This window comes from Pantoea sp. X-Soil-ISGK-421, assembly GCF_059730785.1.
In genome coordinates this window covers 1,143,798-1,168,962 of record NZ_AP035979.1, presented here as the reverse complement: position 1 = coordinate 1,168,962, position 25,165 = coordinate 1,143,798, and the positions used below count along the sequence as shown (strand labels likewise).

Annotated in this window: 28 protein-coding genes; 13 read left to right on the top strand and 15 right to left on the bottom strand. The window is 52.9% G+C overall.

The window, feature by feature from the left end:
- Positions 1 to 8: 8 nt before the first annotated feature.
- The 7 genes from mrdB to AC6I8K_RS05305 all read left to right on the top strand — a co-directional run bounded on the left by mrdB (position 9) and on the right by AC6I8K_RS05305 (position 6,971).
- Positions 9 to 1,121 (top strand): peptidoglycan glycosyltransferase MrdB, encoded by a 1,113-nt coding sequence (gene mrdB / locus AC6I8K_RS05335; RefSeq protein ID WP_064741197.1) that lies wholly within the window; start codon positions 9 to 11, stop codon positions 1,119 to 1,121.
- A gap of 10 nt (positions 1,122 to 1,131) precedes the next feature.
- Positions 1,132 to 2,232: an endolytic peptidoglycan transglycosylase RlpA gene (gene rlpA / locus AC6I8K_RS05330; protein WP_483816990.1), complete on the top strand. Its 1,101-nt coding sequence runs from the start codon at positions 1,132 to 1,134 to the stop codon at positions 2,230 to 2,232.
- Positions 2,233 to 2,349: 117 nt separating this feature from the next.
- The gene (gene dacA, locus AC6I8K_RS05325; protein ID WP_064740545.1) at positions 2,350 to 3,561 is read left to right on the top strand and encodes a D-alanyl-D-alanine carboxypeptidase DacA; all 1,212 of its coding nucleotides are present in this window, start codon (positions 2,350 to 2,352) and stop codon (positions 3,559 to 3,561) included.
- Positions 3,562 to 3,658: 97 nt separating this feature from the next.
- Positions 3,659 to 3,922: a DUF493 family protein YbeD gene (gene ybeD, locus AC6I8K_RS05320; RefSeq protein WP_008103691.1), complete on the top strand. Its 264-nt coding sequence runs from the start codon at positions 3,659 to 3,661 to the stop codon at positions 3,920 to 3,922.
- 69 nt (positions 3,923 to 3,991) lie between these two features.
- Positions 3,992 to 4,648 carry a lipoyl(octanoyl) transferase LipB gene (gene lipB / locus AC6I8K_RS05315; RefSeq protein WP_483816989.1) on the top strand — a complete coding sequence of 219 codons (657 nt, stop codon included), beginning with the start codon at positions 3,992 to 3,994 and terminating at the stop codon, positions 4,646 to 4,648.
- A gap of 170 nt (positions 4,649 to 4,818) precedes the next feature.
- Positions 4,819 to 5,784 (top strand): lipoyl synthase, encoded by a 966-nt coding sequence (lipA, locus tag AC6I8K_RS05310; RefSeq protein ID WP_064740543.1) that lies wholly within the window; start codon positions 4,819 to 4,821, stop codon positions 5,782 to 5,784.
- 125 nt (positions 5,785 to 5,909) lie between these two features.
- Entirely contained in the window at positions 5,910 to 6,971 is a 1,062-nt protein-coding gene (locus AC6I8K_RS05305; RefSeq protein ID WP_497826346.1) for a hypothetical protein, read from the top strand.
- Between the two features lie 87 nt (positions 6,972 to 7,058).
- On the opposite strand, the gene tatE is transcribed toward AC6I8K_RS05305, so the two are convergent.
- From tatE to AC6I8K_RS05275, 6 genes are all read right to left on the bottom strand, one after another.
- Positions 7,059 to 7,262 carry a twin-arginine translocase subunit TatE gene (gene tatE, locus AC6I8K_RS05300; RefSeq protein ID WP_497826345.1) on the bottom strand — a complete coding sequence of 68 codons (204 nt, stop codon included), beginning with the start codon at positions 7,260 to 7,262 and terminating at the stop codon, positions 7,059 to 7,061.
- A 98-nt stretch (positions 7,263 to 7,360) separates the two neighbouring features.
- A complete protein-coding gene (locus AC6I8K_RS05295; RefSeq protein WP_064740540.1) occupies positions 7,361 to 8,131 on the bottom strand; it encodes an amino acid ABC transporter ATP-binding protein in 771 nt (256 codons plus the stop codon).
- Positions 8,128 to 9,087 carry an amino acid ABC transporter permease gene (locus AC6I8K_RS05290; RefSeq protein ID WP_483816987.1) on the bottom strand — a complete coding sequence of 320 codons (960 nt, stop codon included), beginning with the start codon at positions 9,085 to 9,087 and terminating at the stop codon, positions 8,128 to 8,130. The genes AC6I8K_RS05295 and AC6I8K_RS05290 overlap by 4 nt, the downstream gene beginning before the upstream one ends.
- Positions 9,084 to 9,971: an ABC transporter substrate-binding protein gene (locus AC6I8K_RS05285; RefSeq protein WP_483816986.1), complete on the bottom strand. Its 888-nt coding sequence runs from the start codon at positions 9,969 to 9,971 to the stop codon at positions 9,084 to 9,086. Before AC6I8K_RS05285 ends, AC6I8K_RS05290 begins: the two co-directional genes overlap by 4 nt.
- 19 nt (positions 9,972 to 9,990) lie before the next feature.
- Positions 9,991 to 10,785, bottom strand: a complete 795-nt coding sequence (locus tag AC6I8K_RS05280; RefSeq protein ID WP_064740537.1) for a deaminated glutathione amidase — start codon at positions 10,783 to 10,785, stop codon at positions 9,991 to 9,993.
- 2 nt (positions 10,786 to 10,787) lie between these two features.
- Entirely contained in the window at positions 10,788 to 11,747 is a 960-nt protein-coding gene (locus AC6I8K_RS05275; RefSeq protein WP_497826344.1) for an ABC transporter substrate-binding protein, read from the bottom strand.
- Between the two features lie 137 nt (positions 11,748 to 11,884).
- Between AC6I8K_RS05275 and AC6I8K_RS05270 the strand changes: the two genes are divergently transcribed.
- The gene (locus AC6I8K_RS05270; RefSeq protein WP_483816984.1) at positions 11,885 to 13,240 is read left to right on the top strand and encodes an aminotransferase-like domain-containing protein; all 1,356 of its coding nucleotides are present in this window, start codon (positions 11,885 to 11,887) and stop codon (positions 13,238 to 13,240) included.
- Here the strand turns inward: AC6I8K_RS05270 and AC6I8K_RS05265 are convergent.
- From AC6I8K_RS05265 to pagP, 3 genes are all read right to left on the bottom strand, one after another.
- Complete coding sequence (locus AC6I8K_RS05265; protein ID WP_483816983.1) at positions 13,224 to 13,649, bottom strand: GNAT family N-acetyltransferase; 426 nt, start codon at positions 13,647 to 13,649, stop codon at positions 13,224 to 13,226. The genes AC6I8K_RS05270 and AC6I8K_RS05265 overlap by 17 nt on opposite strands.
- Positions 13,650 to 14,007: 358 nt before the next feature.
- On the bottom strand, positions 14,008 to 14,217 hold the full coding sequence (gene cspE / locus AC6I8K_RS05260; protein WP_007890714.1) for a transcription antiterminator/RNA stability regulator CspE: 210 nt from the start codon (positions 14,215 to 14,217) through the stop codon (positions 14,008 to 14,010).
- Positions 14,218 to 14,367: 150 nt separating this feature from the next.
- A complete protein-coding gene (pagP, locus tag AC6I8K_RS05255; RefSeq protein WP_483817863.1) occupies positions 14,368 to 14,913 on the bottom strand; it encodes a lipid IV(A) palmitoyltransferase PagP in 546 nt (181 codons plus the stop codon).
- Positions 14,914 to 15,340: 427 nt separating this feature from the next.
- Between pagP and AC6I8K_RS05250 the strand changes: the two genes are divergently transcribed.
- The gene (locus tag AC6I8K_RS05250; protein ID WP_497826343.1) at positions 15,341 to 15,526 is read left to right on the top strand and encodes a hypothetical protein; all 186 of its coding nucleotides are present in this window, start codon (positions 15,341 to 15,343) and stop codon (positions 15,524 to 15,526) included.
- Between the two features lie 33 nt (positions 15,527 to 15,559).
- Here the strand turns inward: AC6I8K_RS05250 and AC6I8K_RS05245 are convergent, their stop codons facing one another.
- The gene (locus AC6I8K_RS05245; RefSeq protein ID WP_085982494.1) at positions 15,560 to 15,643 is read right to left on the bottom strand and encodes a small membrane protein YohP; all 84 of its coding nucleotides are present in this window, start codon (positions 15,641 to 15,643) and stop codon (positions 15,560 to 15,562) included.
- A 259-nt stretch (positions 15,644 to 15,902) separates the two neighbouring features.
- Here AC6I8K_RS05245 and AC6I8K_RS05240 point away from each other — a divergent pair, with 259 nt between their 5' ends.
- Both AC6I8K_RS05240 and AC6I8K_RS05235 read left to right on the top strand, forming a co-directional pair.
- Positions 15,903 to 16,148: a hypothetical protein gene (locus AC6I8K_RS05240; protein ID WP_064740531.1), complete on the top strand. Its 246-nt coding sequence runs from the start codon at positions 15,903 to 15,905 to the stop codon at positions 16,146 to 16,148.
- Between the two features lie 106 nt (positions 16,149 to 16,254).
- Positions 16,255 to 17,337: a malate/lactate/ureidoglycolate dehydrogenase gene (locus tag AC6I8K_RS05235; RefSeq protein WP_497826342.1), complete on the top strand. Its 1,083-nt coding sequence runs from the start codon at positions 16,255 to 16,257 to the stop codon at positions 17,335 to 17,337.
- A gap of 39 nt (positions 17,338 to 17,376) precedes the next feature.
- Here AC6I8K_RS05235 and gntT read toward each other — a convergent pair whose 3' ends face one another.
- Entirely contained in the window at positions 17,377 to 18,693 is a 1,317-nt protein-coding gene (gene gntT / locus AC6I8K_RS05230; RefSeq protein WP_064740530.1) for a gluconate transporter, read from the bottom strand.
- Between the two features lie 284 nt (positions 18,694 to 18,977).
- Between gntT and AC6I8K_RS05225 the strand changes: the two genes are divergently transcribed.
- Entirely contained in the window at positions 18,978 to 20,129 is a 1,152-nt protein-coding gene (locus AC6I8K_RS05225) for an iron-containing alcohol dehydrogenase (protein ID WP_497826341.1), read from the top strand.
- A 32-nt stretch (positions 20,130 to 20,161) separates the two neighbouring features.
- On the opposite strand, the gene AC6I8K_RS05220 is transcribed toward AC6I8K_RS05225, so the two are convergent.
- The 3 genes from AC6I8K_RS05220 to AC6I8K_RS05210 all read right to left on the bottom strand — a co-directional run bounded on the left by AC6I8K_RS05220 (position 20,162) and on the right by AC6I8K_RS05210 (position 23,643).
- Complete coding sequence (locus AC6I8K_RS05220) at positions 20,162 to 22,090, bottom strand: methyl-accepting chemotaxis protein (RefSeq protein WP_497826340.1); 1,929 nt, start codon at positions 22,088 to 22,090, stop codon at positions 20,162 to 20,164.
- A 125-nt stretch (positions 22,091 to 22,215) separates the two neighbouring features.
- The gene (locus AC6I8K_RS05215; protein ID WP_497827221.1) at positions 22,216 to 23,043 is read right to left on the bottom strand and encodes a Cof-type HAD-IIB family hydrolase; all 828 of its coding nucleotides are present in this window, start codon (positions 23,041 to 23,043) and stop codon (positions 22,216 to 22,218) included.
- A 108-nt stretch (positions 23,044 to 23,151) separates the two neighbouring features.
- Positions 23,152 to 23,643, bottom strand: a complete 492-nt coding sequence (locus AC6I8K_RS05210; RefSeq protein ID WP_483816980.1) for an RcnB family protein — start codon at positions 23,641 to 23,643, stop codon at positions 23,152 to 23,154.
- Positions 23,644 to 24,407: 764 nt separating this feature from the next.
- Between AC6I8K_RS05210 and AC6I8K_RS05205 the strand changes: the two genes are divergently transcribed.
- Complete coding sequence (locus AC6I8K_RS05205) at positions 24,408 to 24,920, top strand: 2-thiouracil desulfurase family protein (RefSeq protein WP_497826339.1); 513 nt, start codon at positions 24,408 to 24,410, stop codon at positions 24,918 to 24,920.
- Here the strand turns inward: AC6I8K_RS05205 and AC6I8K_RS05200 are convergent.
- Positions 24,872 to 25,111, bottom strand: coding sequence for a DUF1272 domain-containing protein (locus AC6I8K_RS05200; protein WP_497826338.1), 240 nt, complete (start codon positions 25,109 to 25,111; stop codon positions 24,872 to 24,874). The genes AC6I8K_RS05205 and AC6I8K_RS05200 overlap by 49 nt on opposite strands.
- Positions 25,112 to 25,165 lie beyond the last annotated feature (54 nt).

The window sequence follows — 25,165 nt, the reverse complement described above, 5'->3', positions numbered from 1 at the left end:
AGATGTCCATGAACGATAGTCCGCAGAAAAGAACCATCTGGACACGCATCCATATCGACCCACTGTTTATGCTGCTCATTCTCAGCCTGCTGGCATATAGCGCCATCGTGATTTGGAGCGCCAGCGGACAGGATCCCGGCATGACCGAGCGTAAGTTTGGTCAAATCGCCATGGGCATCGTCATCATGCTGGTGCTGGCGCAGGTCCCGCCGCGCGTCTATGAAAGCTGGGCACCTTATCTCTATATTGTCTGCGTGATATTGCTGATTGCGGTGGACGCGTTTGGGCATATCAGTAAAGGCGCACAGCGCTGGCTCGATCTTGGTTTTGTGCGTTTCCAGCCTTCAGAAATTGCAAAAATAGCCGTACCGCTGATGGTGGCACGCTTTATTAACCGCGATGTTTGTCCGCCAACACTGAAAAACACCGGTATCGCGTTGATTCTGATTTTCATGCCGACGCTGCTGGTGGCGGCACAGCCTGATCTCGGCACCTCGATTCTGATCGCAGCATCCGGTCTGTTTGTGCTGTTCTTATCCGGTATGAGCTGGAAGCTAATTGGTATTGCAGTATTGCTGGTCGCGGCATTTATTCCGATTTTGTGGTTCTTCCTGATGCACGATTATCAGCGCGACCGCGTCATGATGTTGCTGGACCCGGAAAGCGATCCGCTGGGTGCCGGCTATCACATCATTCAGTCGAAGATTGCCATCGGCTCCGGCGGCCTGCGCGGCAAAGGGTGGTTACATGGCACGCAATCACAGTTGGAGTTTCTGCCGGAGCGCCACACCGACTTTATTTTTGCCGTGTTAGCGGAAGAACTCGGTCTGGTTGGCGTGTTGTTATTGCTGGTACTCTATTTGCTGCTGATTATGCGTGGCCTGATTATCGCCGCGCGAGCGCAAACCACCTTTGGTCGCGTGATGGCGGGCGGTTTGATGCTGATTTTATTCGTTTATGTTTTCGTTAACATTGGCATGGTAAGTGGTATCTTACCGGTGGTTGGCGTACCGCTGCCGCTGGTGAGCTACGGCGGATCGGCACTGATTGTGTTAATGGCTGGATTTGGCATCGTGATGTCGATCCATACTCATCGAAAAATGTTATCTAAAAGCGTTTAAGAGGCTGCACATGCGTAAGGACTGGCTTGGGGTTGCACTGGCATCATTGGTACTGGCTGCCTGTTCCACACCGGAACCGCAGAATAATACTGCGCCGCCGCAACCGGCCTATAACGGCCCGGTAGTGGAAATTCCTGGCGTGGAACCCCGCTATGAACCGATCAACCCTGCCACCAGCCAGGATTACAGCGTCAACGGTAAAAGCTACCGCGTGATAAAAGATCCTTCAAACTACAGCGAAGTGGGACTGGCAACTTGGTACGGTGACGAAGCGCAGGGTAATCGCACTGCTATCGGTGAATCTTACGATCCGGAAGGTATGACCGCCGCGCATCCTACGCTGCCGCTGCCAAGTTACGTGCGCGTCACTAACCTCGCTAACGGTCGCCAAATTGTGGTGCGCGTCAACGATCGTGGTCCTTACACGCCGGGCCGCATTATTGACCTGTCGCGTGCGGCAGGCGATCGCCTGAATATCTCCAACAATACCCGCGTGCGCGTTGACTACATCAAAGTGGCGCCAGATGGCTCACTTTCTGGTCCCGGCACCATTGGTACAACCGTCGCCAAGCAGAGCTATGCCCTGCCCGCCCGTCCAGACCTTGGCGGCGGTATGGTTATGATGGGCGGCAGTGCCAATGCCACACCCGCACCGCCTCCACAGGATGTCCGCGCCGTCGATAACAGCACCTTGCAAAGCAATGGCAGCATGGGTGCGCCAGTACAGAGCAGTGGTTTTCTTGGCGCGCCGCAGCCATTAGCCAATGGCGTGCTGGAAGGCAACGAACCGGTTGCCGCGTCAGCACCAACTACCTCTTCAGCGCCAGCGCCAGCAGCAACTGCTACGCCAACCACCAGCCAGAATGCCCATCCCGGCAGCGGTTATGTGGTGCAGGTGGGTGCCATTAACGATCCAGTGCGCGCACGTCAGCTGGCGGAAAATCTCGGTAAACGCTTTGGCGTACCGGGTGCCGTTGAAGCCAATGGCAACGTCTATCGCATCCAGTTAGGTGGCTATAAAAGCCGCGCCGAGGCCGCCGCATTACAGCAGCGCCTAAACACGGAAGCGCAAATGAGCTCATTTATTACCACTGCCCGTCCATCGATGTAACGGACAGTGACATTTCCTGCTGAAACTGATTTGCAAAGCAAGATGTCGCCCGATCGGGCGTTTGCTATAGTTAGGCACTTTTTTCACTCTAAACCCACGGATGTTGTAGTCCTGAACATGAATACGCTGAAACCTTCTCGTTTTCTGAAACGCCTGACAGTGGGATCACTGGTCGCCCTTTCTCTCAGCCATGTCGCTTTTGCGGACGATATTAATCTTAAGACTATGATTCCGGGCGTACCGGACATTGATGCTGAAGCTTATGTGCTGATCGACTATAACTCCGGCAAAGTGCTGGCCGAAAAGAATGCTGACGCACGTCGCGATCCGGCAAGTCTGACCAAAATGATGACCAGCTACGTAATTGGTCAAGCGGTCAAAGCAGGCAAAATCCATAACGATGATATCGTGACCGTGGGTAAAGATGCCTGGGCAACCGGTAATCCGGTATTCAAAGGTTCATCACTGATGTTCCTGAAGCCAGGCGATCGTGTACCGGTTTCTCAGCTGACGCGCGGAATCGTGCTGCAATCAGGTAACGACGCCTGCGTGGCGATGGCGGATTATGTGGCGGGCAGTCAGGACGCGTTCGTTAACCTGATGAATAACTATGTTGGCGCACTGGGTCTGAAAAATACCCACTTCCAGACCGTACACGGCCTGGATGCGGAAGGCCAATATAGCTCGCCGCGCGATATGGCCTTGATCGGCCAAGCGTTGATCCGTGATGTACCGGATGAGTACGCGGTGTATCGCGAAAAAGATTTCACCTTTAACAATATCCGTCAGACCAACCGTAACGGTTTGCTGTGGGATACCAGCCTAAACGTTGATGGCATCAAAACGGGTCACACGGATGCAGCGGGCTACAACCTGGTCGCCTCCGCAACTGAAGGCCAGATGCGTTTGATCTCAGCCGTAATGGGCGGTCGTACCTATAAGGGCCGTGAAACTGAGAGCAAGAAACTGCTGACGTGGGGCTTCCGTTTCTTTGAAACCGTGGCACCGCTGAAAGCCGGCAAAGAGTTTGCTTCTGAGCCAGTGTGGTTCGGCGATAGCGATCGCGTGCAGTTGGGTGTAGAAAAAGATGCCTATCTGACCATTCCTCGTGGCCGTATGAAAGACCTGAAAGCCAGCTATGTGTTAAACAACACGGAACTGCACGCACCGCTGCAGAAAAATCAGGTGGTTGGCAGCATCAACTTCCAGCTTGATGGCAAAACTGTTGAACAGCGTCCGCTGGTGGTGCTGAACGAAGTGAAAGAAGGTGGTTTCTTTGGCCGCATTATCGATTACATCAAACTGATGTTCCACCACTGGTTCGGCTAAGGCGCGCTTGAAAAAACGCCAATTTGCCCCCAAATAAGCTACTATCTTTGCTCCCGCCACGGCGGGAGCCTGTTTTTTTAAGCACCGGAGCCAAAATATGAAAACCAAGTTGAATGAACTGCTCGAATTCCCGACCCCCTTCACCTACAAAGTGATGGGTTTGGCGCAACCGGAGCTGGTTGATCAAGTGGTTGAAGTGGTGCAGCGCCACGCGCCAGGCGATTACAAACCGGATGTGAAGCCAAGCAGCAAAGGCAATTATCACTCTGTTTCTATTACCATCATCGCCACCCACATTGAGCAGGTTGAAACCCTGTATGAAGAGTTGGGCAACATCGAAATCGTGCGTATGGTGCTGTAATGCTGGCGCTGGCAAAGTCCGCTTTGCCAGCGTTATACTCTGCCTTCCACTCTCTACCGGAACGTCGCTTTGTCAGCTAATACGCTTCTTGTTCGTCAACTCGGCCAGCGCGATTGGCAACCCATCTCCGATGCTATGCATCAATTTACCGATCAGCGCGACAGCAACACGGCCGATGAAATCTGGCTGGTTGAACATCATCCTGTTTTTACCCAAGGTCAGGCGGGCAAAGCCGAACATTTGCTGATGCCGGGCGATATCCCGGTAGTACAAAGCGATCGCGGCGGCCAGGTAACCTATCACGGCCCGGGCCAGCAGGTGATGTATGTGCTGATTGACGTCAAACGCCGCAAGATGGGTGTGCGCGAGTTGGTCACCGCACTGGAAGAAACGGTCATCGCGACGCTGGCAGACTATGATATCAACGCGCGCGCGCGACCGGATGCGCCAGGCGTGTATGTGGGCGATGACAAGATTTGTTCGCTGGGGCTGCGCATCCGTAAAGGCTGTTCGTTTCACGGCCTGGCGCTGAATGTAGCGATGGATTTAGCGCCTTTCCTGCGTATCAATCCCTGCGGTTATGCCGGCATGCAGATGACACAGCTGAGCCAGTTCCAGCCGGGCGTCACGCTTGCCGACGTGCAGCCGCGTCTGGTGCAGCATTTCGCCCGTTTAAGCGGATTTACCCAACTGGAATGGCAACGTGATGCCGCGGCCCGACCTTGACTGTACGTGCGTATTTACAAAATTGTAACTTTTGCGCCGGCTAATCGGCTGCTTATGGGCAGACGAGATGATATAATTTTTGCCATATTTTCAAAAAAAGTTGAAAGCCTGGTTCTCAGTTTGAGTGAGGAAGCTTTCAAATCGCAATCCCGACCGGAACCTGCAGATTTATGAGTAAACCAATTCAGATGGAACGTGGCGTCAAGTATCGCGATGCCGACAAGATGGCGCTAATCCCGGTGAAAACCGTAGTGGTAGAGCGTGAACAAATTCTGCGTAAGCCGGAATGGATGAAGATCAAACTGCCTGCGGACTCCAGTCGTATTCAGGGCATCAAAGCCGCGATGCGTAAAAACGGTCTGCACTCGGTGTGCGAAGAGGCCTCCTGTCCTAACCTCGCAGAATGTTTTAACCACGGTACCGCGACCTTTATGATCCTCGGCGCAATCTGTACGCGTCGCTGCCCATTCTGCGACGTGGCGCATGGTCGTCCGAATATGCCTGACGCAAACGAACCGCTGAAACTGGCACAAACCATCGCCGATATGGCGCTGCGTTATGTGGTCATCACCTCTGTGGATCGTGATGATTTGCGTGATGGTGGTGCTCAGCACTTTGCTGACTGCATCAGCGCGATTCGCGAGAAAAGCCCCACGATCAAAATTGAAACTCTGGTGCCTGATTTCCGTGGTCGTATGGATCGCGCGCTGGAGATTCTCACCGCAACGCCGCCGGATGTGTTTAACCACAATCTGGAAAACGTGCCGCGTGTGTATCGTCAGGTTCGTCCGGGCGCCAACTATGATTGGTCACTGAAGCTGCTGGAGCGGTTCAAAGAAGCGCATCCGGATATTCCGACCAAATCAGGCTTGATGGTAGGTCTGGGCGAAACCAATGCTGAGATCATCGAAGTAATGCGCGATCTGCGTCGTCACGGCGTCACCATGTTGACGCTGGGGCAATATTTGCAGCCGAGCCGCCACCACTTGCCGGTGCAGCGCTATGTGAGCCCAGCAGAGTTTGACGAGATGAAAGAAGAAGCCATGGCGATGGGCTTTACTCATGCTGCCTGCGGCCCGTTTGTGCGCTCGTCTTATCATGCTGATATGCAAGCTAAAGGCCTGGAAGTTAAGTAATGACCTCCCACGATTGCGCTCCTGATAGGGCGCAATCGTAAAAAACCCCCTTAAAAGTCTTAATCCCTGTCTGAAATCTGTCGCTTTAACCGCTGAGGCCATAAGAGCCTATTTCTCTTTTCTCAGTGTCATTTTTTGAAGGTCAGATAATGCAGACATCCTTTCATGAACAAGGGCTCGAATTTTCCCGAGTACCGGATGTATCACTTTCATCCTCAGATGTGCGACGTTATAGCGCATCAGGAGAGAGTCTGGATGCGCTTAAAGCACGCACCACGCCCATGGACATCACCAATCCCTATACGTCATCTCATGCCTCTTGTGCGAATGCATTTATTGCCACCGCTATCAGTATTGAGCATCGCTTCGATGAAATACATCTGCAACTGCCGGTTGCCGTAAAGCCGTCCATTGCGACTATTCCCATGGTTACGGTTCAGAGCGAAAAAATTGAGGTACAAACGTCTGCGCAGGGCATTCTGGATACCGTGCAACCCGCAATACAGCAATTACCCGAACCTGAATGGAACTTCGGTCTGCTGCAGGCCACTTTCAGTTCGCCATCACCACAGTTTTCGCTGCCCTATACCAGCCAGCAATCGGCAGACGTGGACGTAATCACTTTGCCTCAGCAAAGCAGCAGCGAAACTCATTTACAGACGCAGTTCAAACCAGAGAGCGTCGCGGCAAATGAAGTCATCATTCGCGGTCAGTATCAGCAAGAAAATGATGCCGTGACATTCAGCGGTGAGGCACCTGCTGGCACCCTTTTGCATTTCTATCTTGATGATGTGCTGATTGGCAGCACTGAGATCGATGACGCAGGCTATTGGCAATTTGATCTGCCCGCACAGCTTCCGGAAATTCAGCATACCTTCAGTGCAGTACCGATTAGCCCACAAGGTGTAATGGGCAGTAAAACCGATTTCCCTTTTATCATCGAAGCTAAAATTGGCGAGATTATTTTGCCCGCTGATGACAGCGAAAGTGACAAGATGGATTTGGCTTTTATCGAACGAGTCACTCAGGAGGAAGAACCGCTTGTCACGTTATTGCCACAAGTGTTGATTGACCAGATGCCCGATATCAGAGCGTTTCTGCATGGATTGGGCGTGATGGAGCCAATGCATAAGGTTGCGATTTTTGATATGGATGAGTTGGAAATGGCCAGCGCTATGTGGCATTAAGCTACAAAAACAAAAACCAGACTGGCAACAGCCTGGTTTTTTATTAACGTAATAAATATTTACACTTATTGACGTTCGGCGCAGAGCTTACTCTTTGTGGTTGACACGTTCAGCAGGCACTTCTTCAGCGCTGCTTTTAGATGCGCCGGATTCATCATCTTTCATGGCTTTTTTGAAGCCTTTGATTGCGGAACCCAGATCGCCACCCAGTGAACGTAACTTATTGGTGCCAAAAAGCAGTACGATGAGCGCACCGATGATCAGCAGTTTGGCAATACTGATACCTTCCATAATTTACCTTTCAACCAATGTGAAAAACGGACCTGACTATTAACGCGCAGTTTATAGACGGTCTCAACTGCAATCTGTAACAGAGTGAGACCGCCCACTTAAATAAAGCGGCTGAGAAACGCCTGCGTACGCGGATGCTGCGGGTTACCAATCACCTGCTCCGGACTGCCCTGCTCCACCACTACGCCACCATCCATAAACACCACGCGATCGGCAGCCTCACGCGCAAAACCAATTTCATGGGTCACCACAATCATGGTCAGACCTTGATCGGCTAGCGTACGCATGGTAGACAGCACTTCACCGACTAACTCAGGATCGAGCGCTGAAGTCGGCTCATCGAAGAGCATCAACGCCGGTTTGATCGCTAGCGCACGCGCAATTGCCACACGCTGCTGCTGACCACCCGAAAGATGACGCGGCCAGGCATCGGCTTTGTCACTCAATCCAACGGTCGCCAGTAGTTCATTTGCATGCTTTAGCGCGTCCTGCCGCGAAAACTTGTGCACGCCAATCGGTGCTTCGATGATGTTTTGCAATACCGTCATATGCGGATAAAGGTTGAACTGCTGAAACACCATGCCAATTTTCTGGCGCTGATGAGCAATTTTACGCGCCGATAAACGATGTAAAATACCGCGTTTCAGTTCGTATCCGATCTGATCGTCGCCCACCATAATCGAACCGGCATTCATATCTTCCAGATGGTTAATGCAACGTAAAAAGGTGGATTTACCCGAACCCGATGGTCCCAGGATCACCACCACTTCACCGGGAAACACATCGAGATCGATGCCTTTCAGCACTTCATTATCGCCATAACTCTTCTGCACATTACGTGCACGCACCAACGGCTGAACGTCACTCATATATCCTCCTTCAGACGGTGCGCGGCGACTGGCGCGGCTTCGGTCGCGGCAACACGACGTTTATTCACCACCGTGCGGGTGGTACCACGCGCGTAGTAACGCTCGATTGCCGACTGGCCGACGTTGAGAATCGAGGTGATAAACAGATACCAAATCACTGCGACCATCAGCATTGGAATAATTTCGAAGGTGCGGTTATAAACCGCCTGCACCGAGTACAACAGATCGCCCATAGCAATCACACTCACCAGCGACGTCGCTTTGATCATGCTGATCAGCTGGTTGCCCGTTGGCGGGATAATCGAACGCATCGCCTGCGGAATGATTACGCGGCGCAGCGCACGACTGCGGCTCATGCCAAATGCCTGGGTGGTTTCGACCTGGCCGTTATCCACAGACAGCAGCCCGGCGCGGATGATCTCAGCCATGTAGGCTGCTTCATTGAGCGCCAATCCGGCAATCGCAGCGGTAAGCGGCGTGATCAGATCGTTGGTGTTCCAGCTGGCAAAAGTGATTTCCGTCCATGGCAGAGCGATCGAAATGGTTGGGAACAGCGTCGACATGTTGTACCAAAAGATCAGCTGCACCAGCAGCGGCGTACCACGGAAAAACCAGATGTAGAGCGATGACAAGCCACTCAGCAATTTGTTTTCCGAAAGACGCCAGACGCCCAGCAGCAGCCCGAGCAACGTGCCGAGAATCATCGACACCACCGTCAAGCCGAGCGTGACCTGCAGGCCTTTCATCACCGAAGCTTCGGTAAACCACTGCAGCACCACGTTCCATTCGAAATTGGGGTTGGTCGCCACCAACCAGAGAAAGTTCGCGGCGATAACCAGCACCACAATCCATGAGATCCAGCGCCCATAAGTGGGCGCACTGCGGGCAAAAGCTACATCGCGCTGCTGCACGTCGGCCTTATCCCTGGCTCGCGAATTGTTGGTGACCGGACTCATTTTGCTGCCCCTTGCGCCAGGTTACGTCCCGGCTGCTGCAATACGTTACCGTCTAATTTCCACTTCTTCATAATTGCCGCATAGGTGCCGTTGCTAAACAACTCTTTGTAAGCATCCAGTACCACATTGCCCAGTTCGGATCCTTTCGGTACTACGGTGCCCTGGAAAATGTCGCCAAAGCCGTTTTTCTTGCCTTTGCCTGACAGTTCCAGCTGACCATTGGCCTGTTCGATAAAGTAAGTCAGCGGTGCCTGTGAGGAGAAGAAGGCATCGGACCGTTTGGAACGCACGGCAAGAATCGATGACGGCTGATCGGTAAACGATTGCACCACCACCGCCGGTTTGCCCGCAGCGACACAAGCATCAGACTGCTTGCGAATCACCTGTTCTGCCGAACCGGCCGCCATCACCGCAATGCGCTTACCGCAGGTATCTTCCAGTCCATTAATCTTCGATGGATTGCCTTTCTGCACGCCAAACACCACGAACTCCTGCACGAAGTCGATAAAATCAACCTTCTGCTGACGGTCCGGATAATCGCCTATTGGCCCAATCGCCATCTGGTAGCGACCAGAGTTAATGCCAGTGAGCACGCCCGACAAACCGCTGACGGTGGCATGCTCAATCTTCACGCCCAGCAGCTGCGCCAGCGCTTCAGTCAGATCGGCAGAAGCGCCGTCCATGGAGTGCGGACCATTGACGATCTCATACGGAGGAAAGGATCCGTTATTTACCGAGATCATTTTCCCGCTGCTTTTGATTTCTGCAGGCAGACGATCGTGCAGTGCCTGATCCACTTTTTGCGTTGGAATAGCGTCAGCTGCCTGAGCGAAACAGGCCGTCAGGCCCAATGAAAGCGCGATAGCGGTAGCAATAGTTTTCATCAGTCAGATTCCCCAGCGATCAACGTGGTTTGAGTTCAGGACGAGCAAAACAGCGATTTTCCAGCACCGGCAATACGCTGCGTGCGTAGGCGATGCGCTGCGGATCGAGATCGGCAAACACCAGCGCGGCCGACTCCGGCGCTTTGGCAATCGCTACGCCCAACGGATCGATCACCAGACTGTTGCCAATATTGCGCGGACCACACTCACCCACCGCCACCATGTAACAGGTGTTTTCCAGCGCGCGCGCGGTAGTCAGCAATTCCCAGTGCATCTCTTTTAGCGGACCTTTCACCCATGCAGCCGGCAGCACCAGCACATCGGCGCCATCCAGTACTAAGCGGCGCGCCAGTTCCGGGAAGCGTACGTCGTAGCACGTCATCAACCCCACTTTCATGCCCGCAACGTCCACCAGCGGTGGAATCTCGCGGCCTGGATTAACGCGCTGCGACTCTTGCATAGCGAAAGCGTCATACAGGTGCAGTTTCACGTACTCTGCGATGATTGCGCCGTTACGAATAGCAATCAGCACGTTGAGCGCCTTCTGCCCTTCTGTCGGTACATGCACGCTCATCATGGTGGTTAAGTTATTGCCTTTGCTGACAGCCAGCAGCTGCGTGACGAAAGGACCATCAAGCGGCTGCGCCGCTTTCAATACCAGATCCGGATCGGCGATATCTCGCGCCAGCACGCCTTCAGGCAGCACCAGCAGATCCGCGCCACCCGCAAGCGCCTGATTCATCAGTCCGATGCAGATATCGGTGTTTTCCTGCCATTCGCGGCTGACGGCAAATTGGCCCATTGCAACTTTCATCATTATTCTCCTTGCGCCGCAGCCGGGAAAATCGCTTCCGGCGTCAGCAATGTTTTGGTTAGGCCTTGCTGGAACAGCTCATTCGCAAAGTCGGCAATCATCTTTTTGTTAACGGAAAATCCGTTCTGATTCCAGTTAGCGGGCAATTCCTGCGCGGTGCGCCGCAAATCGTCCAGCAGCCACGGCGTGGTGTCGGCGTATTTTTCACGTTTCTTCATCCACAACTGGTACGAACGATCGATAATGTCGCTCAGCGCCTGGGGCAGCCACGGATGTGCCTCGGCTAACGCGGGCTTGATCGCCAGTAAGTGAATGCCCGGCACATATCCGACGCGATTAAAGTAGTCGCGCTCGGCTCCGGCAAAATCCACCTGCAGTTGGCGCAGACCCGAATCGGCCAGGAAGAAACCTTCCGGCATAAAGGGGGTAAAGACAGCATCCAGCTCGCCGGCTTTCAGCAGTTCGATCAGCGGACGTTCGCCAGGCACGGGTTCAATACGGCCCGGACGACCAAAGCCGGCCAGACGATCGACAATCGGGTGATCTTCGGTTAAGCGGCCGGCAAACCAGTAAGCATCATCAATCTCAACGCCCGCTTCACGCAGCACGGTACGCGTCCAGGTATTGCCAGAATCCTGCCAGCCGGTAACACCGATCTTTTTGCCTTTCAGTTGCGCAGGCGTGGTTATTGGGCTGTCAGCGCGAGTAATGATGCAGCGCTGGCGGAAACCACGCATCAGAAAGTGTGGCAGGCCCAAGAGCGAACTGTCACCTTTTGCCCGAGCCTGAGCAAAGCGGCTGAACGACACTTCACCCGCATCGTATCTCTCGCTGGTGGCGAGGTTATCCACCAATGTGCCAACGCGATCGATCTCCAGCGTAAAACCTTCCGGCTTGATATCGCCAAGCGCCAGCGGTGTGAAGTAATCCCAGTCACGTACCGCTAGTCTGATGGTTATCATAGTTTTGCCTTCCCCGTCTGTTCTGCCAGCCCTGCGGCTGTGATTATTTATGCAGCAAATAGTGCTTGAATTTGAGTCTAAAACGCGAATACTAATCTGAACAATCTATTATTTGTTACTGAACAAAGGATTTTCTTATGACGCAAAGTGTGGATTTGGATTGGCTGAGTCAGAAAATCACCGATGCTTCGGTGAAAGGCATCACGCATGCGGCATCAACACTGATTCGCGAAGGACAGATCGCGGTGGGCATGCAAATGCCTGCGGTGCGCGAGTTGGCAGAGCGGCTGGGTGTCAGTCCCGCAACCGTTTCAGCTGCCTGGGCCCAGTTAAAGAAGCAAAAAGTGCTGGCTGGAAAAGGCCGCAGCGGCGTCTGGGTGAGCGGCAACAGCGTTATGCCGCGTCCCATTCGTTTCGATAAGATCGGTAATTACGGTGAGAATGTTCAGGCATCATTGGCGATGGCCTCGCCCGATCCAGCACTGTTGCCAGATTTGCGTCAGGCGATGGTGGCAGGCATTGCATCGCCCCAGCTGAATAGCTATCAACGGGAGGCGATTTCACCGCAATTGCAGGATGCCGTGACACCGCGCTGGCCCTATCCTGCCGAAGCCTGGCTGGCAACCGATGGTGGATTTGATGCCATGAACCTCATCGTACAAACGTTGCTGTCACCGGGCGATCGCGTGGTAATCGAAGATCCTACTGCTACACGATTATTGGATATTTTAGACAACATTGGCGCAGAAATTCTGCCGCTGCCCTGTGATGAGCAAGGGCCGATCCCTTCGGCGCTGGCTACGCTAATGCAAAAGTCTCCAGCGATGTTTATCTATCAACCGCGCACCCATTCGGCGACGGGACACAGCGTAAGCCAGCGGCGCAGTGCAGAGTTAGCGTTAGTACTGGCGAACAGCAGCATCATTATTGTTGAGGACGATGGCATTGGTGATCTTTCGCGCTGGCCGGTGTGGAGTCTTGGCTTCCACTATCCGGAACGTGTGCTGCATGTGCACTCGTTTTCCAAAGCCTATGGTCCGGATTTGCGCCTGGCGGTGTTATCCGGCACCGCAGAAATGGTGAAACGCCTGCAAGCGTGGCGCAACTTTGGCGTGAGCTGGACCAGCCGTATTTTGCAGGATGCCGTGGCGTGGATGCTCAACGACGCAAACACTCAGCAGCGCATTCAGCAGGCCAAGGCAACCTATGCGCAGCGTCGTCAACAACTGCTGGCAGCGCTGGCGAAACGCGGCTTGGTGCTGGAGGAACGCGATGGATTAAGCGTCTGGATTCCGGTGGAATCCGAGCAGTACGCGATGATCACCCTGGCCGCGCGAGGTATCGCCGTGTTACCCGGTGAACGCTGCAGTATTAACAGCCGGCAATTCATTCGCGTCAGTGCGGCGCTGCTGCCCTTCGCACAGCTCGACAGCATCGCTGATGCCATTGTGATTGCCAGCGGACGCGAGCTTAATGTTAACCCAGAGCTTTAATGTGGTAGCGTGGTGACTCCACATAGCCTTCACGCGCATAGAACTGGTTGGCTTTAAGGCGTGATGAGTGGCAGTGCACTTCCATACGATCGCAACCGCGTGAACGCGCCAACTGCTCGGCGTGGGTCAATAATTGCTGTCCACTGCCTTTACTACGCTCACCTTCGGCAATGCAGAAATAGCTGATGCGGGCAAAATCGCCGGCTAATGCCAGTTGCGGAATAAAGTGTAATGACAGAAAACCCAGCACCTGGCTGCCGTGTTCCGCCACCAACACTATCTCGTCTGGATGATCGCAAAGCTGCGCCAAACGCCTATCGATAAACCCTTCCGTGGCGCTATAACCTAACTCGGTTAACAACGCACTCAACGCAAAACTGTCTTTTGCCTGTGCCTGACGTATGTTCATCCTGCCTCCTCTTTTTTCCCTGAGCAGTTATATAGCGTTGCCGGACAAAAATCTGCAAGTAAGCATTGTTGTGGCTATGTTACGGGACTTATCTGTGAGATGTGCCGCAGAATCTGCCTTGTCATGCAAATGTCATGGCGCCTTAAGGCTGGCTTAATCTGGCGTGGTCATGCTGAAGGAAATGGACCTATGAGGCATGTGTAATGAAAAATGTGATACCGCGTTCGTTCGATGAGCTGATGGCATTGAGCCTAACAACGTGCGTCGTTGTCGCCTGGATGATTATCTGGTGGCATGCTTAAAAAATGGATAAAAAAAACCCGCCAGAAGGCGGGTTTTCAGAATTCGAACTGTTAAATTACAGTGCGATAACGTTAGCAGCTGATGGGCCTTTAGCACCGTCAGTGATTTCGAACTCAACGCGTTGACCTTCAGCCAGAGTTTTGAAACCGTTGCTGTTGATTGCAGAGAAGTGTACGAATACATCTTTGCTGCCATCTTCTGGAGTAATGAAACCGAAGCCTTTCGACTCATTAAACCACTTTACGTTACCTTTGATCTTAGACATCTATATTACCTTTACATGAAAAAAGGACACTAAACTGTGTCGACGTCTAGTACAGCAATTGCGGTGACATTTGTCCAGTGCGATTTGATGAAAAAGTGATAAATATTGATTTTTTGCATGTCGATCACACTTTCTGCGCTCTGCAAAAGCTTAAAACTCAAACCTCAGCCAGGCAAAATAGACATTGCCGTTATTGTAGGTCCCGGGAATGTAAGTCATTTGGAAAGTGGCTGGACCATATCCAATTGATGCTAAAGGCAAAATAAGGGGAACGGGAATATATCGCCAGTTATCTCTGGCCGTCACACCCGCCGTGTAACCCGCCCCCAAATGAAAATTCTGATCGCTCAGCGGTCGCCAGGTTGCTTCCCAACCGTACCCGCCAATCGGCTCCCATTTGTTGAACGAGTCTTTGAACGCCATGACATACAGGCCATGCCAATTCCCTTTTTCATCCCAGCGCGAAACACCTGCACCTGCGCCCCACGGGCGTTCGTTGTACTTATCGATGTGTTCATCGTCATAAGTCCAGCGGTTGTGCCAGGTGATTGCCGGCAGATAAAAATCATAATTCTGCGGCTGCGACCAGGTTTGCGACACGTTGTCACTAAAGGTGTTCCAGCCCGATTTGATGGCTTGTGATGCTGTTTCCGCTGATGCTGAAAAAGAGACCGATGAGGTCAAAATGCAGCCCATTAAAGCTGCAGAAAAGTGGCGATTCACAACAATATTTCCCGTTAAGTCATTCAAGAGCAACAATGCGTAAAAAAGCGGTTTTCACGCTCCCGCACAAAGGCATATCCCACGCTATTGCTTAAAAAGTGTATTGAAAAAACAGGCTAATCTCTCCAGGCCTATTCTTGGTTCAGATACGATCAAGTGATGAATTTTACCTCAGTCATAAGGTAAAAATCGAAATGGCAGGTAAACGAATCGATTGGGTCTGTTGATGTACAAAAAATGCAAACATGCTGTGATGATAACTTAAGGCAATAATATATCATTCAGTGACTTAGCATCAATTATTCACATGGGGAATAAATTAACGAAATTTATCAATTGAACTCGCCAGGCGAATAAGATAAATCTCGACGCTCCAGGACGGAGAACGGAAGGAAGTAACATGACTATTCGTTGTAGCCGCTGCGGTTGCACTAAATTTTTTTATACCTTTTTGGACTGCGAAAAGGTCGATTTTCCAAACCATCATGGCGCCTGCTGCGCGAAATGTTACAAGCCGCTAAATCTGCGCGATCTCATTCAGCCCATCGAGTCATTTGAAGACAGCGAAAAATCCTATGCTGAATGAAAAAATTCAGGCACCCGTAGGTGCCTGTGCTTGTCAGAAAATCAGTTTAAAGACGCCTGTTAATGTCAGTAATCCAACGATGAAGATGATGGCGATGACCCACAGAATTATTTTCATTGTTCGCTCCTTCAAGTATGAAAAATAACGTGTCTGCTATCCAGTATAGATGATCATTCTGCTTTCGCTGGATGCTGCGAGGAGGGTCACGCCCATTGGCTGTCGTTTCGCTTGCCGCAAATTTATTTCTGCGAGACAGGTCGCAGCGATCGATTCTCCTTCTCCCTGCTGCCGTACTCTGAGCCGGTTCACAGTCTAAACTTATACCGCCTGAAGAGGCCTCAATTGTTATCAATGCCTACGTAACAAGGAGATTCTTATGAGCACGATTAATACCAGCATGGGGCGTTACAGCCTTAAGGCAAAGGATTACGGCAACCACATCAGCGGCAGTATCGCTATCAACGATGAGGGGGGTACGCAACTCACCATGCAGGAGTTTGAAGAGCATTATCTTGACGATGTCGTCAACAATGTCATTTACCCGATCACGGGCGGGAACCGTGAAATTACTCGCGCACTGCGCGATCAAATGCTAAAGGCGGGCTTTGAGCAGCCGCACTGAGTTTTTGGGCCACAGCGTGTGGCCCTTTACTTCTTATCGCTGACTTGCGGTCATGACTGTTTTCGTCGCAGGATGGATGATTGATAATGATAAGGAGATTGACCGCGTGAGTACTCTGCATCTGATTCCCCCTTCCCCTCTTCATCAGTTTGTTCAATCCATCTGGCTCCATGCAGGCAGTAGCGCTGAAGAAGCGCGCCTGGTCGCCGATCATTTGGTAGCCGCTAATCTGGCTGGCCATGATTCGCACGGTGTTGGCATGATTCCAGGCTATGTGAATTCGCTGGCACAGGGTTTTCTGCAACTTAACCAACACACAACCCTTGAGAAAGACGCCGGTGCGGTGCTGACGCTGCACGGTCACAATGGCTTTGGTCAGGTGGCTGCCTTTGAGGCGATGCAGCTGGGCATTGAGCGCGCAGCCAAGTTAGGCATTGCAGCGGTAGGTTTACACCACTCGCACCACATTGGTCGCATCGGCCATTGGGCGGAACAGTGCGCAGCCGCCGGTTTTGTCTCGTTCCACTTCGTTAACGTTATGGGCGATCCGATGGTGGCGCCCTTTAACGGAAGCGATCGTCGTTTCGGCACCAATCCCTTCTGCGCCATTTTCCCGCGCCGCAATGCGAAACCGCTACTGCTCGATTTCGCCACCAGCGGCATCGCCTTTGGTAAAACGCGGGTGGCGTGGAACAAAGAGCAACAGGTCGCGCCGGGATATCTGATTGATCATCAGGGCCAGCCCACCACCGAGCCGGGCGTGATGCATCAGGCCCCGTATGGTTCACTGATGCCATTCGGTTTGCATAAAGGCTATGCGCTAGCGACCCTGTGCGAAATTCTTGGTGGTGCGCTGTCGGGCGGACGCACCACACATGATGAAACGCTGGTTACCAGCCCGGATGCCATTTTCAACTGCATGACCACCATCATCGTTAATCCGGATGCGTTTGATGCGCCAGCGATGCAGGAAGAAGCTGAGTCATTCCTTCAATGGGTGAAACAGTCGCCGCAAAGTGGCGATTCACCGATTCAGGTGCCCGGTGAGTGGGAAGAGCACAACCGAGTGGCACGCACACGCGACGGCATTCCACTGGATAGCAATAGCTGGGAGCAAATCTGTGACGCGGCGTTGCAGGTCGGTATGCCGCAAGAGGAACTCGCAGCGTTCCGCGCCTTAACGCAGTAAACCGCAAGCGGCTGAGGCACAATGCCTCAGCCTTGATGCTTAGATAACGTTGGCGAGCAGCAAGCATCCCACCAAACCGCATACTGAAATAATAGTTTCCAGCGCGGACCACGAACGGAAGGTTTCGCCGATAGTCAGGTTGAAATACTCTTTAAACAACCAGAAACCCGGATCGTTAACGTGGGAGAAAATCACGCTGCCGGAACCCACCGCAATCACCATCAGTTCCGGACTGGCACCGCTGGTGACGATCAACGGTGCAACAATCCCCCCGGCCGTAATCGCCGCCACGGTGGCGGATCCCAGCGCAATACGCAGTACAGCAGCAATTGACCACGCCATGAAAATCGGCGAGAGATTGGTTTCATGCATCATGTTGGCGATGTATTTATCAACGCCGCTGTCCACCAGCACCTGTTTGAATGCCCCGCCGCCGCCAATGATTAACAGCATCATAGCGATGATCTTGATCGAATCGGTGATGGTGCCCATCACGTCATCCATGCTGCGTCCACGGTTCAGTCCGAAAGTGAAAATAGCAATTAGCACAGCAATTAAGGTTGCCATAATCGGATCGCCAAAGAATTCCGCATACGGCAGCAGCACGTGACCTTTCGGCAGCAGCATTTCCGCTACCGCGCGCAACGCCATCAATACCACCGGCACCAATGCCGTCCAAACGCTGACGCCAAAGCCTGGCATCTCAGCTTCGGTAAAGGTTTTTGGGTTCCATAATCCTTCTGGGATGGGCTTATCGATACCTTTCAGGAAGCGCGCATAAACCGGACCGGCGAGGATAACGGTTGGAATCCCCAGTAGCGTACCGTACAGCAACGTTTTACCCATGTCGGCGTTGAACAAGGTGGCAATCGCCGTAGGACCCGGATGCGGAGGCAGGAAACCGTGCGTGACGGAGAGCGCTGCCGCCATCGGCACGCCCACGTACAGTAGCGGCACGCGCGCAGAGGCGGCGATACTGAACACCAGCGGCAACATCAGTACAAAGCCCACTTCATAAAACAGTGCAAAGCCCACGGTGAAGCCGGTCAGCACCAGCGCCCACTGAATATGCTTCTCGCCAAATTTGGCGATCAGTGTGGTAGCAATACGTTGCGCCCCGCCGCAATCCGCCAGCAATTTACCCAGCATCGCGCCGAAGCCCATGATCAGCGCGAGACTGCCTAATGTGCCGCCCACACCGGTTTTAATCGAGATGATAACTTTATTGACCGGCATGCCCTGCATCACGCCCACGGCCAGTGCCACCAGAATCAGCGCAATAAATCCGTTCAGTTTGAAACGGATCATCAGTAACAGCAGTAATGCTACGCCAATCGCCACATAGAGTAATGGCATAATTTTTCTCCACTTTTGCGCTCGGTAAGTTACCGGCAGCGGTTTATTTTGGTTATCCCAGAGGACATGAGAATCAACAGCGTTCGCCGCAGGAAAGCATCCTGCTGAGCAATGTTACGGGTATCATGTTAAGGGTAACATTGCGCATAAAGCACCTGCCGCCGCGGCGGAATTTCTGTTTTGCGAAGGTGATCAACTTTTTGCCGGTGGGTTATCAGAATGTTTGCAGCGGGAGTGTCACGGCTTTTGGTTACACTTAAGTCTTTACGCCAAACAAGAAGGACATGCAGGTGAGTGAGAATCTGATCGAGTTGTACAGTAATCAACAAACCCTGTTTGGTCGCGGCAGCATTGACCAGTTGATACCGCTGCTGGCGGGCAATACCCAGCCGACGCTGTTATTTTGCGGGCGCTCTTTTCTTAACGGTCCAGCCTGGGCACGGCTTGGCGCTGCACTCAACGATCAGATTATTGGTTATGAGATCGTCAGCCATGAAGCGTCCCCGGATGAGATTGATGGCTGGGTGCGGCGCTGGCGCGGCCACATTGATCGTGTGGTGGCAATTGGCGGCGGCAGCGTGCTGGATGCCGCCAAAGCCTTCAGTGCCATGATGCAGCATCCGCTCAACACTGCACGCTATCTGGAGAAAGTCGGTGATACGCCAGTGCAAGCGGTAACCTTGCCGCTGATCGCCATTCCCACCACGGCAGGCACTGGCAGCGAAGCCACACAGAACGCGGTGGTGACCGATCAACAACACATTCAGGTCAAAGCGTCGCTGCGCCATCAGGTCTTTGTGCCACAGGTCGCAATTCTCGATCCCGACCTGTTGAAAGGTGCGCCAGATAGCGTGTTGGCCACCTGCGCCATCGATGCCTTCACTCACCTCTTCGAAGCCTATCTGTCACGTAAAGGCAATCTGTTCACTCAGCAAACTGCGCTCAATGGGTTGCAACTGTTCTTCAAAGCCTGGCCGGACTTGAACCAAAATGATGAGCGTGGTGATGCCGCGCGTGAAGCGATGATGATGGCATCCTGGTTAGGTGGCGTGTGTCTGAGCAGTGCCGGATTAGGGGTGATTCACGGCATTGCCGGTGAACTTGGCGCGATCAAGCCATTCCATCACGGTGAAGTCTGCGGACGCTTACTGTTCCCGTTCCTCGAGCTACTGGCCGAAACCGAGCATGCTGAACAGCAACGCTTGATGGCGCAGCTTGGTCAACAGCTGCTGCCGGACGATCCCGCGCCGCCGGCATTGGCGTTAAAAGCCTGGATCCAGCAGCAGGCGATCGTGCCCTTTTGGTTGGATGGCCCAACATTGTCAGCCACCGATGTTGACTGGATTGTATCGCGCGCCAACAGCAAAAACGGTTGGGTCAGCTACGATGCACCCACGTTGACGGAGATGATCGCCGCCGCCTGGCGCATCGTTTAAGTGATAACGGGCAGCTAACGCTGCCCGACAATTTACTGCTCGGCCACTTTAAACATGGCTATCTCTTGCGCCAGCTGCGCCGCTTCATCACGCAGCGCTTGGGTGTTCTCGGCGGTTTGCGTCACCAGCATCAGGTTTTGCTGAATGCCTCGCTCCATCTGCGATACCGCTAGCGTCACTTCGGCAATACCTTTGCTCTGCTCGTCACCGGCCACGCGCATTTCACTCACCACCTGCTTCACTTTATGTACGTCAGTGACCAGCTGGGAAAGCTGCTGTCCCGCGCCTTCCACTAATTTACTGCCGGCCAGTACGTTGCTGTCGGAATCGGTAATCAGCGTCTTGATCTCCTGCGCCGCGGTGGCACTGCGCTGGGCTAACGCACGCACTTCAGACGCCACCACCGCAAAACCACGCCCTTGCTCACCGGCGCGTGCCGCTTCTACCGCCGCATTCAATGCGAGAATGTTAGTTTGAAACGCGATGCTGTCGATTACGGTCAAAATCTCTGCAACACGCCGCGAAGAGGATTGGATGGCGCCCATGGTGCTCACCACTTCGCCCATCATTTCGCTGCTGCTGCGAGCAATCTGTGCGGTCTGTTCGGCCGCCGCATCGGCCAACCGGGTATTTTCGGCGTTCTGTTGCACGGTAGCATTGAGCTGCTCCATCGCCGCGGCACTTTGTTCCAGTGCTGCGGCCTGCTCGGCAATTTTCTCCGACAGCGCGGTATTACTGTGTGCCAGGCCTGATGCGTTAGCCGCTACCGTTACACCACTGCTCTGCACGCGGGTAATGACGCCGGCGATCTTATCGACAAAACTATTAAACGCACCGGCGATATCTGCCAGCTCATCGCGTCCACTTTTGGTCAGGCGGCGCGTTAAATCACCATCGCCATTGGCAATCTCATCCAACGCAGCATGCGTGGCTTTCAGGCGTTGCCCAATGCGTTGGGTAAATGTCCAGGTTAATAGCAGCAGCACGATCATCGCCGGAATTAAGTAGGTGAAGATGTCACGCATCAGGGTATGAGCCAGGCCGCTGACCGCGCGCTCTGGCGTCACAAGGCCAATCACCCAACCGGTGCCGGGCATGCGGAACAGCGTGACCTGCGCACTGTCATGCAAGTAATCGTCAGCGAAATCCGACAGTTGCAATACATCGCCATCGCCTTTCAACTGGCCGATACGAGCGGCGAGTGGAGCCAGCCAGCTGGATTTTCCCGCCAGGCTGCTTAAGGTGGTAAGCGATTTAAGGTCCTGACCCGGGTAATAAAGCAGATTGCCTGCGCTATCAAGCGCAAAGGCATAACCGCCGGTCACCTGCCCTTTCTGCTGCATTAAGCCCGCAAGATTATCCAGTTGCACATCCAGCGTCGCGACACCGGCAAAACGCTCGCCCACCGTGTACGGCACGCTACAGGTCACCATTTTCACACCAGACACCGGATCCTGATAAACCTCAGACCAGCCACAGCGATCGCGTGCTCCATTGCGCACCGCGCTGTACCAACTTTCCTGTTGATAGCCGTTGCCCGCAGGCAGGTTGTAGTCATCGGAATAGGCCAGCGAGCCATCACTCTGCCGTGCCCAGAAGAAGCTGCGACGCTGCACACCGGCGCTAAAGGCATCGGGTTCCGGCCACACGCCGCCGCCCGCAATGGTTTTATTGCCGCTGCTGTTGATGATTTGCGGGAAACTTTGCTGCCACAGCGTGGCATCGTGCGGCAAGACTTCGGCGAGGCGCGCCATGCTGACGGCTTCGCCTTCAATACGCATCAGCTGCTGATTTAATTGGCTGACCAGATTGCTACCGGCCTGCTCAATCAGCGTATGGCTGGCTTCAATGACGCGCGGTTGACCGCGCAACAAGAGAACGGAGAACACCACTGCGGTTGTGACGCACAGTAATAGCAGGCCACCCAACGTCATGCGGGTAGCCAAACGGGTTGGCAACATAATTTATCCTTTCTAACCGACTGCATTCACGATTGAGATAAGAAGTGCCGCTCAGCGGCGAATTGTGCGTTCCGTCACAATCGAATATCGGCAGAGCAAAGAATAAATTCAGCTAAAAATGACGATCAGATGACAAACGGTGGTTTACCGGCCAGCATCTGCTCAATCACCTGTAGCACGCCCTCTTCGTTATTACTCGGCGCTTCAAAGCGTGCCGCGTCTTTGACTTTCTGCGGTGCATTTGCCATAGCAAAGCTAAAGCCAGACTGCTGCAGCATTTCGAGATCGTTGCCGCCATCGCCAAACACCAAAGTTTCACTGCGATCGATGCCCCAGCGTTTACCCAGCAGATCGAGGCCGTGACCTTTATGGTTGCCCGGCACAATCAAATCGACTGAACCGTGGCCGCTGGATGTGGCGGCCGCCGCGCCATGATGCAGACGCTCAATGTCCGCCATCAGCGGCTCCACGTAATCATCGGACAAATTCAGCGCGAACTTGAACAGCTTATCGCCCGCCACTTCATCCAGGCTGCGAATGGCCTTCAGGCGATGGCAATAGTGACGCATTTTCACCAGCCACTTCTCATCAAGACCTTCGAAGTAATACGCGCTGTCGCGTCCGCAGAGGATGTAGCGCAGTTCAGGATAATTACCGTTGTGCAGCGTATCCAGCACCGCATCAATATCCTGACGTGAGAACTCGCCGCAGAATAACTCTTCATCACGATCAATGATCCACGCGCCGTTTTCAGCCACGAAGGCAATTTCACTGGCGATATCAGGGAAGAAAGATTTGAGTTGGTAATATTGATTGCCGCTGGCTACCACAAACTTGATGTCGCGCTGCTTCATTTCCTGGTAGCACGCGTTAAAACGCGCGCGATTGTACTGTTTTTTGTCGTCGAGAAAGGTGCCGTCTTTATCCACCGCCACCATTTTTACCACGGTCATCATCACTCCTTAACGTATTGAAAGGAAAAACGGGTCGTATAGAGAATAACCTGGTGAGCGGATAAAACGGAGAAAAACACGGATGGCCGTGGCCATCCGCAGAGGGAATTAGTTGAACGCGCCGTTGAGCAGAATTGCGGTGATGATACCGGTTGCGGCGGCCACCAGCACGTAATTACCGTCGATATAAGCCCAGTGCTCACCGCGCGGTGGCGCATACAGACCACGATCGCGCCAGTCATCTACACGATAGTGCGGGCCACGAAACTCCGGCGGTGCCGGATAGCCGCGACGGAAGTCATGTCCGCCCCAGGCGAAGCGATCGCCGCCACGATGTCCTTCCGGCATACGATGATCAGCATAACGGTCATGACGATCCGGGCCAGGTCCACGATCGTGATCGTTGCCGCGGTCGTGATCGTTGCCGCGATTCGGTCCGCGGTCGCCGCCACGATCCGGGCCACGTCCGTGGTCCTGGTGCTGGTCGCCGCCGTGCGACTGCCAGCGCTGGTCACCTGGGCCATCTGCCCGGGAAACGCTTGAAAACAGTGTGCTGCATGCAATAAGTGACGCAATAAGACTTAACGTTGTTTTTTTCATGGTGTTGCCTCCAATGATAACGGCAGTTGCTGTGCCGTTGAACACTACTATTGATTAGATGGAGACAAAAAAGCATTTCCAAAACTCTTAAAAAACGGATACTTACAAGAAATTACGTCAAATTATCACTTTCTTAACGATTGTGTATTTTCTGACATTAACGGAATCGAAGAGACGCATCAGTGTTTATTACGGATAGACCGGGGAAATATAAAGAAAAAACCCGATCGCAAGGATCGGGAGGATAATTGAATTTCCGTAAATTGCATAAACGGGTAAACCCTGCAAAAGTGAGGGTAAAACTGAAGCACACAACGCCACATCACTAGCATTGCCGGTAAACAATACCATTTAAATGTGAGAAACTCTTTTGAAAAGCACTATTTTTCAGAAAAATACGCAAAAATCACGGAGACTAAAAATAACATTTTGCGAAACAATGTTTCATTATAAATAAGGTCTGTGCTCTGACCAGAACAACCTTTCGATAAAAAAAGATGCCAGAAACAAGACTCAATGCAAGTCAGAAAACCAAATAAAAACCCGTTAAATCATAATTATAGCATATGAACTCATTTCAAAAACCCTTTTCCGCGACCAGAGTTCAGTGTTATTCATCAATCTCCTAATCATTAATACGATAATATCGCCCCATCATCACATTAATACATGACAGTGATTAATATCGCGCTCAATATTACATCTGTTGCGGAACACTTTAATACTGCGACCTTATCGTCGAGTTATTTAAGGAAAACGTTTACATGGAAAAAATATTAGTCAGTGCCTGCCTGATGGGATATGCAGTGCGATATAACGCCAGCGATAAAGCGCTGATCTCAGACACCTTAGCGCGCTGGCGCAGCGAGCAGCGTCTGGTTATCCACTGCCCTGAACTGGCAGCTGGCTTAAACACTCCACGCTTATCCGCTGAAATTCACGGCGGCAGTGCAGAACAGGTGTTAACGGGCGCAGCGCGCATCGTGGAATCAGATGGCAGAGATGTCACCCAGCATTACGTGCTGGCAGCGTGGTTGGCACTGCGTGCGGCGCAAGAAGCGGGTTGTCGCTTTGCCCTGCTTACTGATGGCAGCCCGACCTGCGGCAGCCAACGCATCTATGACGGCAGTTTTAGCGGCCAGCAACAGCCCGGTCAGGGCGTCGCAGCAGCACTGCTGCGCCAGCACGGCATTGACGTATTTTCCGAATCGCAGCTTACCGTGCTGATTCAGCGTGTCACTGTCGCAGATAAATGTCGTGTCGTGGATGCCGGATGACGTGCTAATGCTGCGGCAGGACGAATTGGTCGACGCACCAGTTCCCCGCTGCAATTTGGGCAACATTGCGCCAAAAGGCCTTCCGCACACGCCACACAAAAAGTGCATTCAAACGAACAGATACGCGCATCCAGTGACTCCGGCGGTAAGTCTTTATCACAACATTCGCAGTTAGGACGTAATTCCAGCATGATTTCCTCCGGTTCATTTCAGCCACCATCATTACTGTAATCACGCCTGTCTTC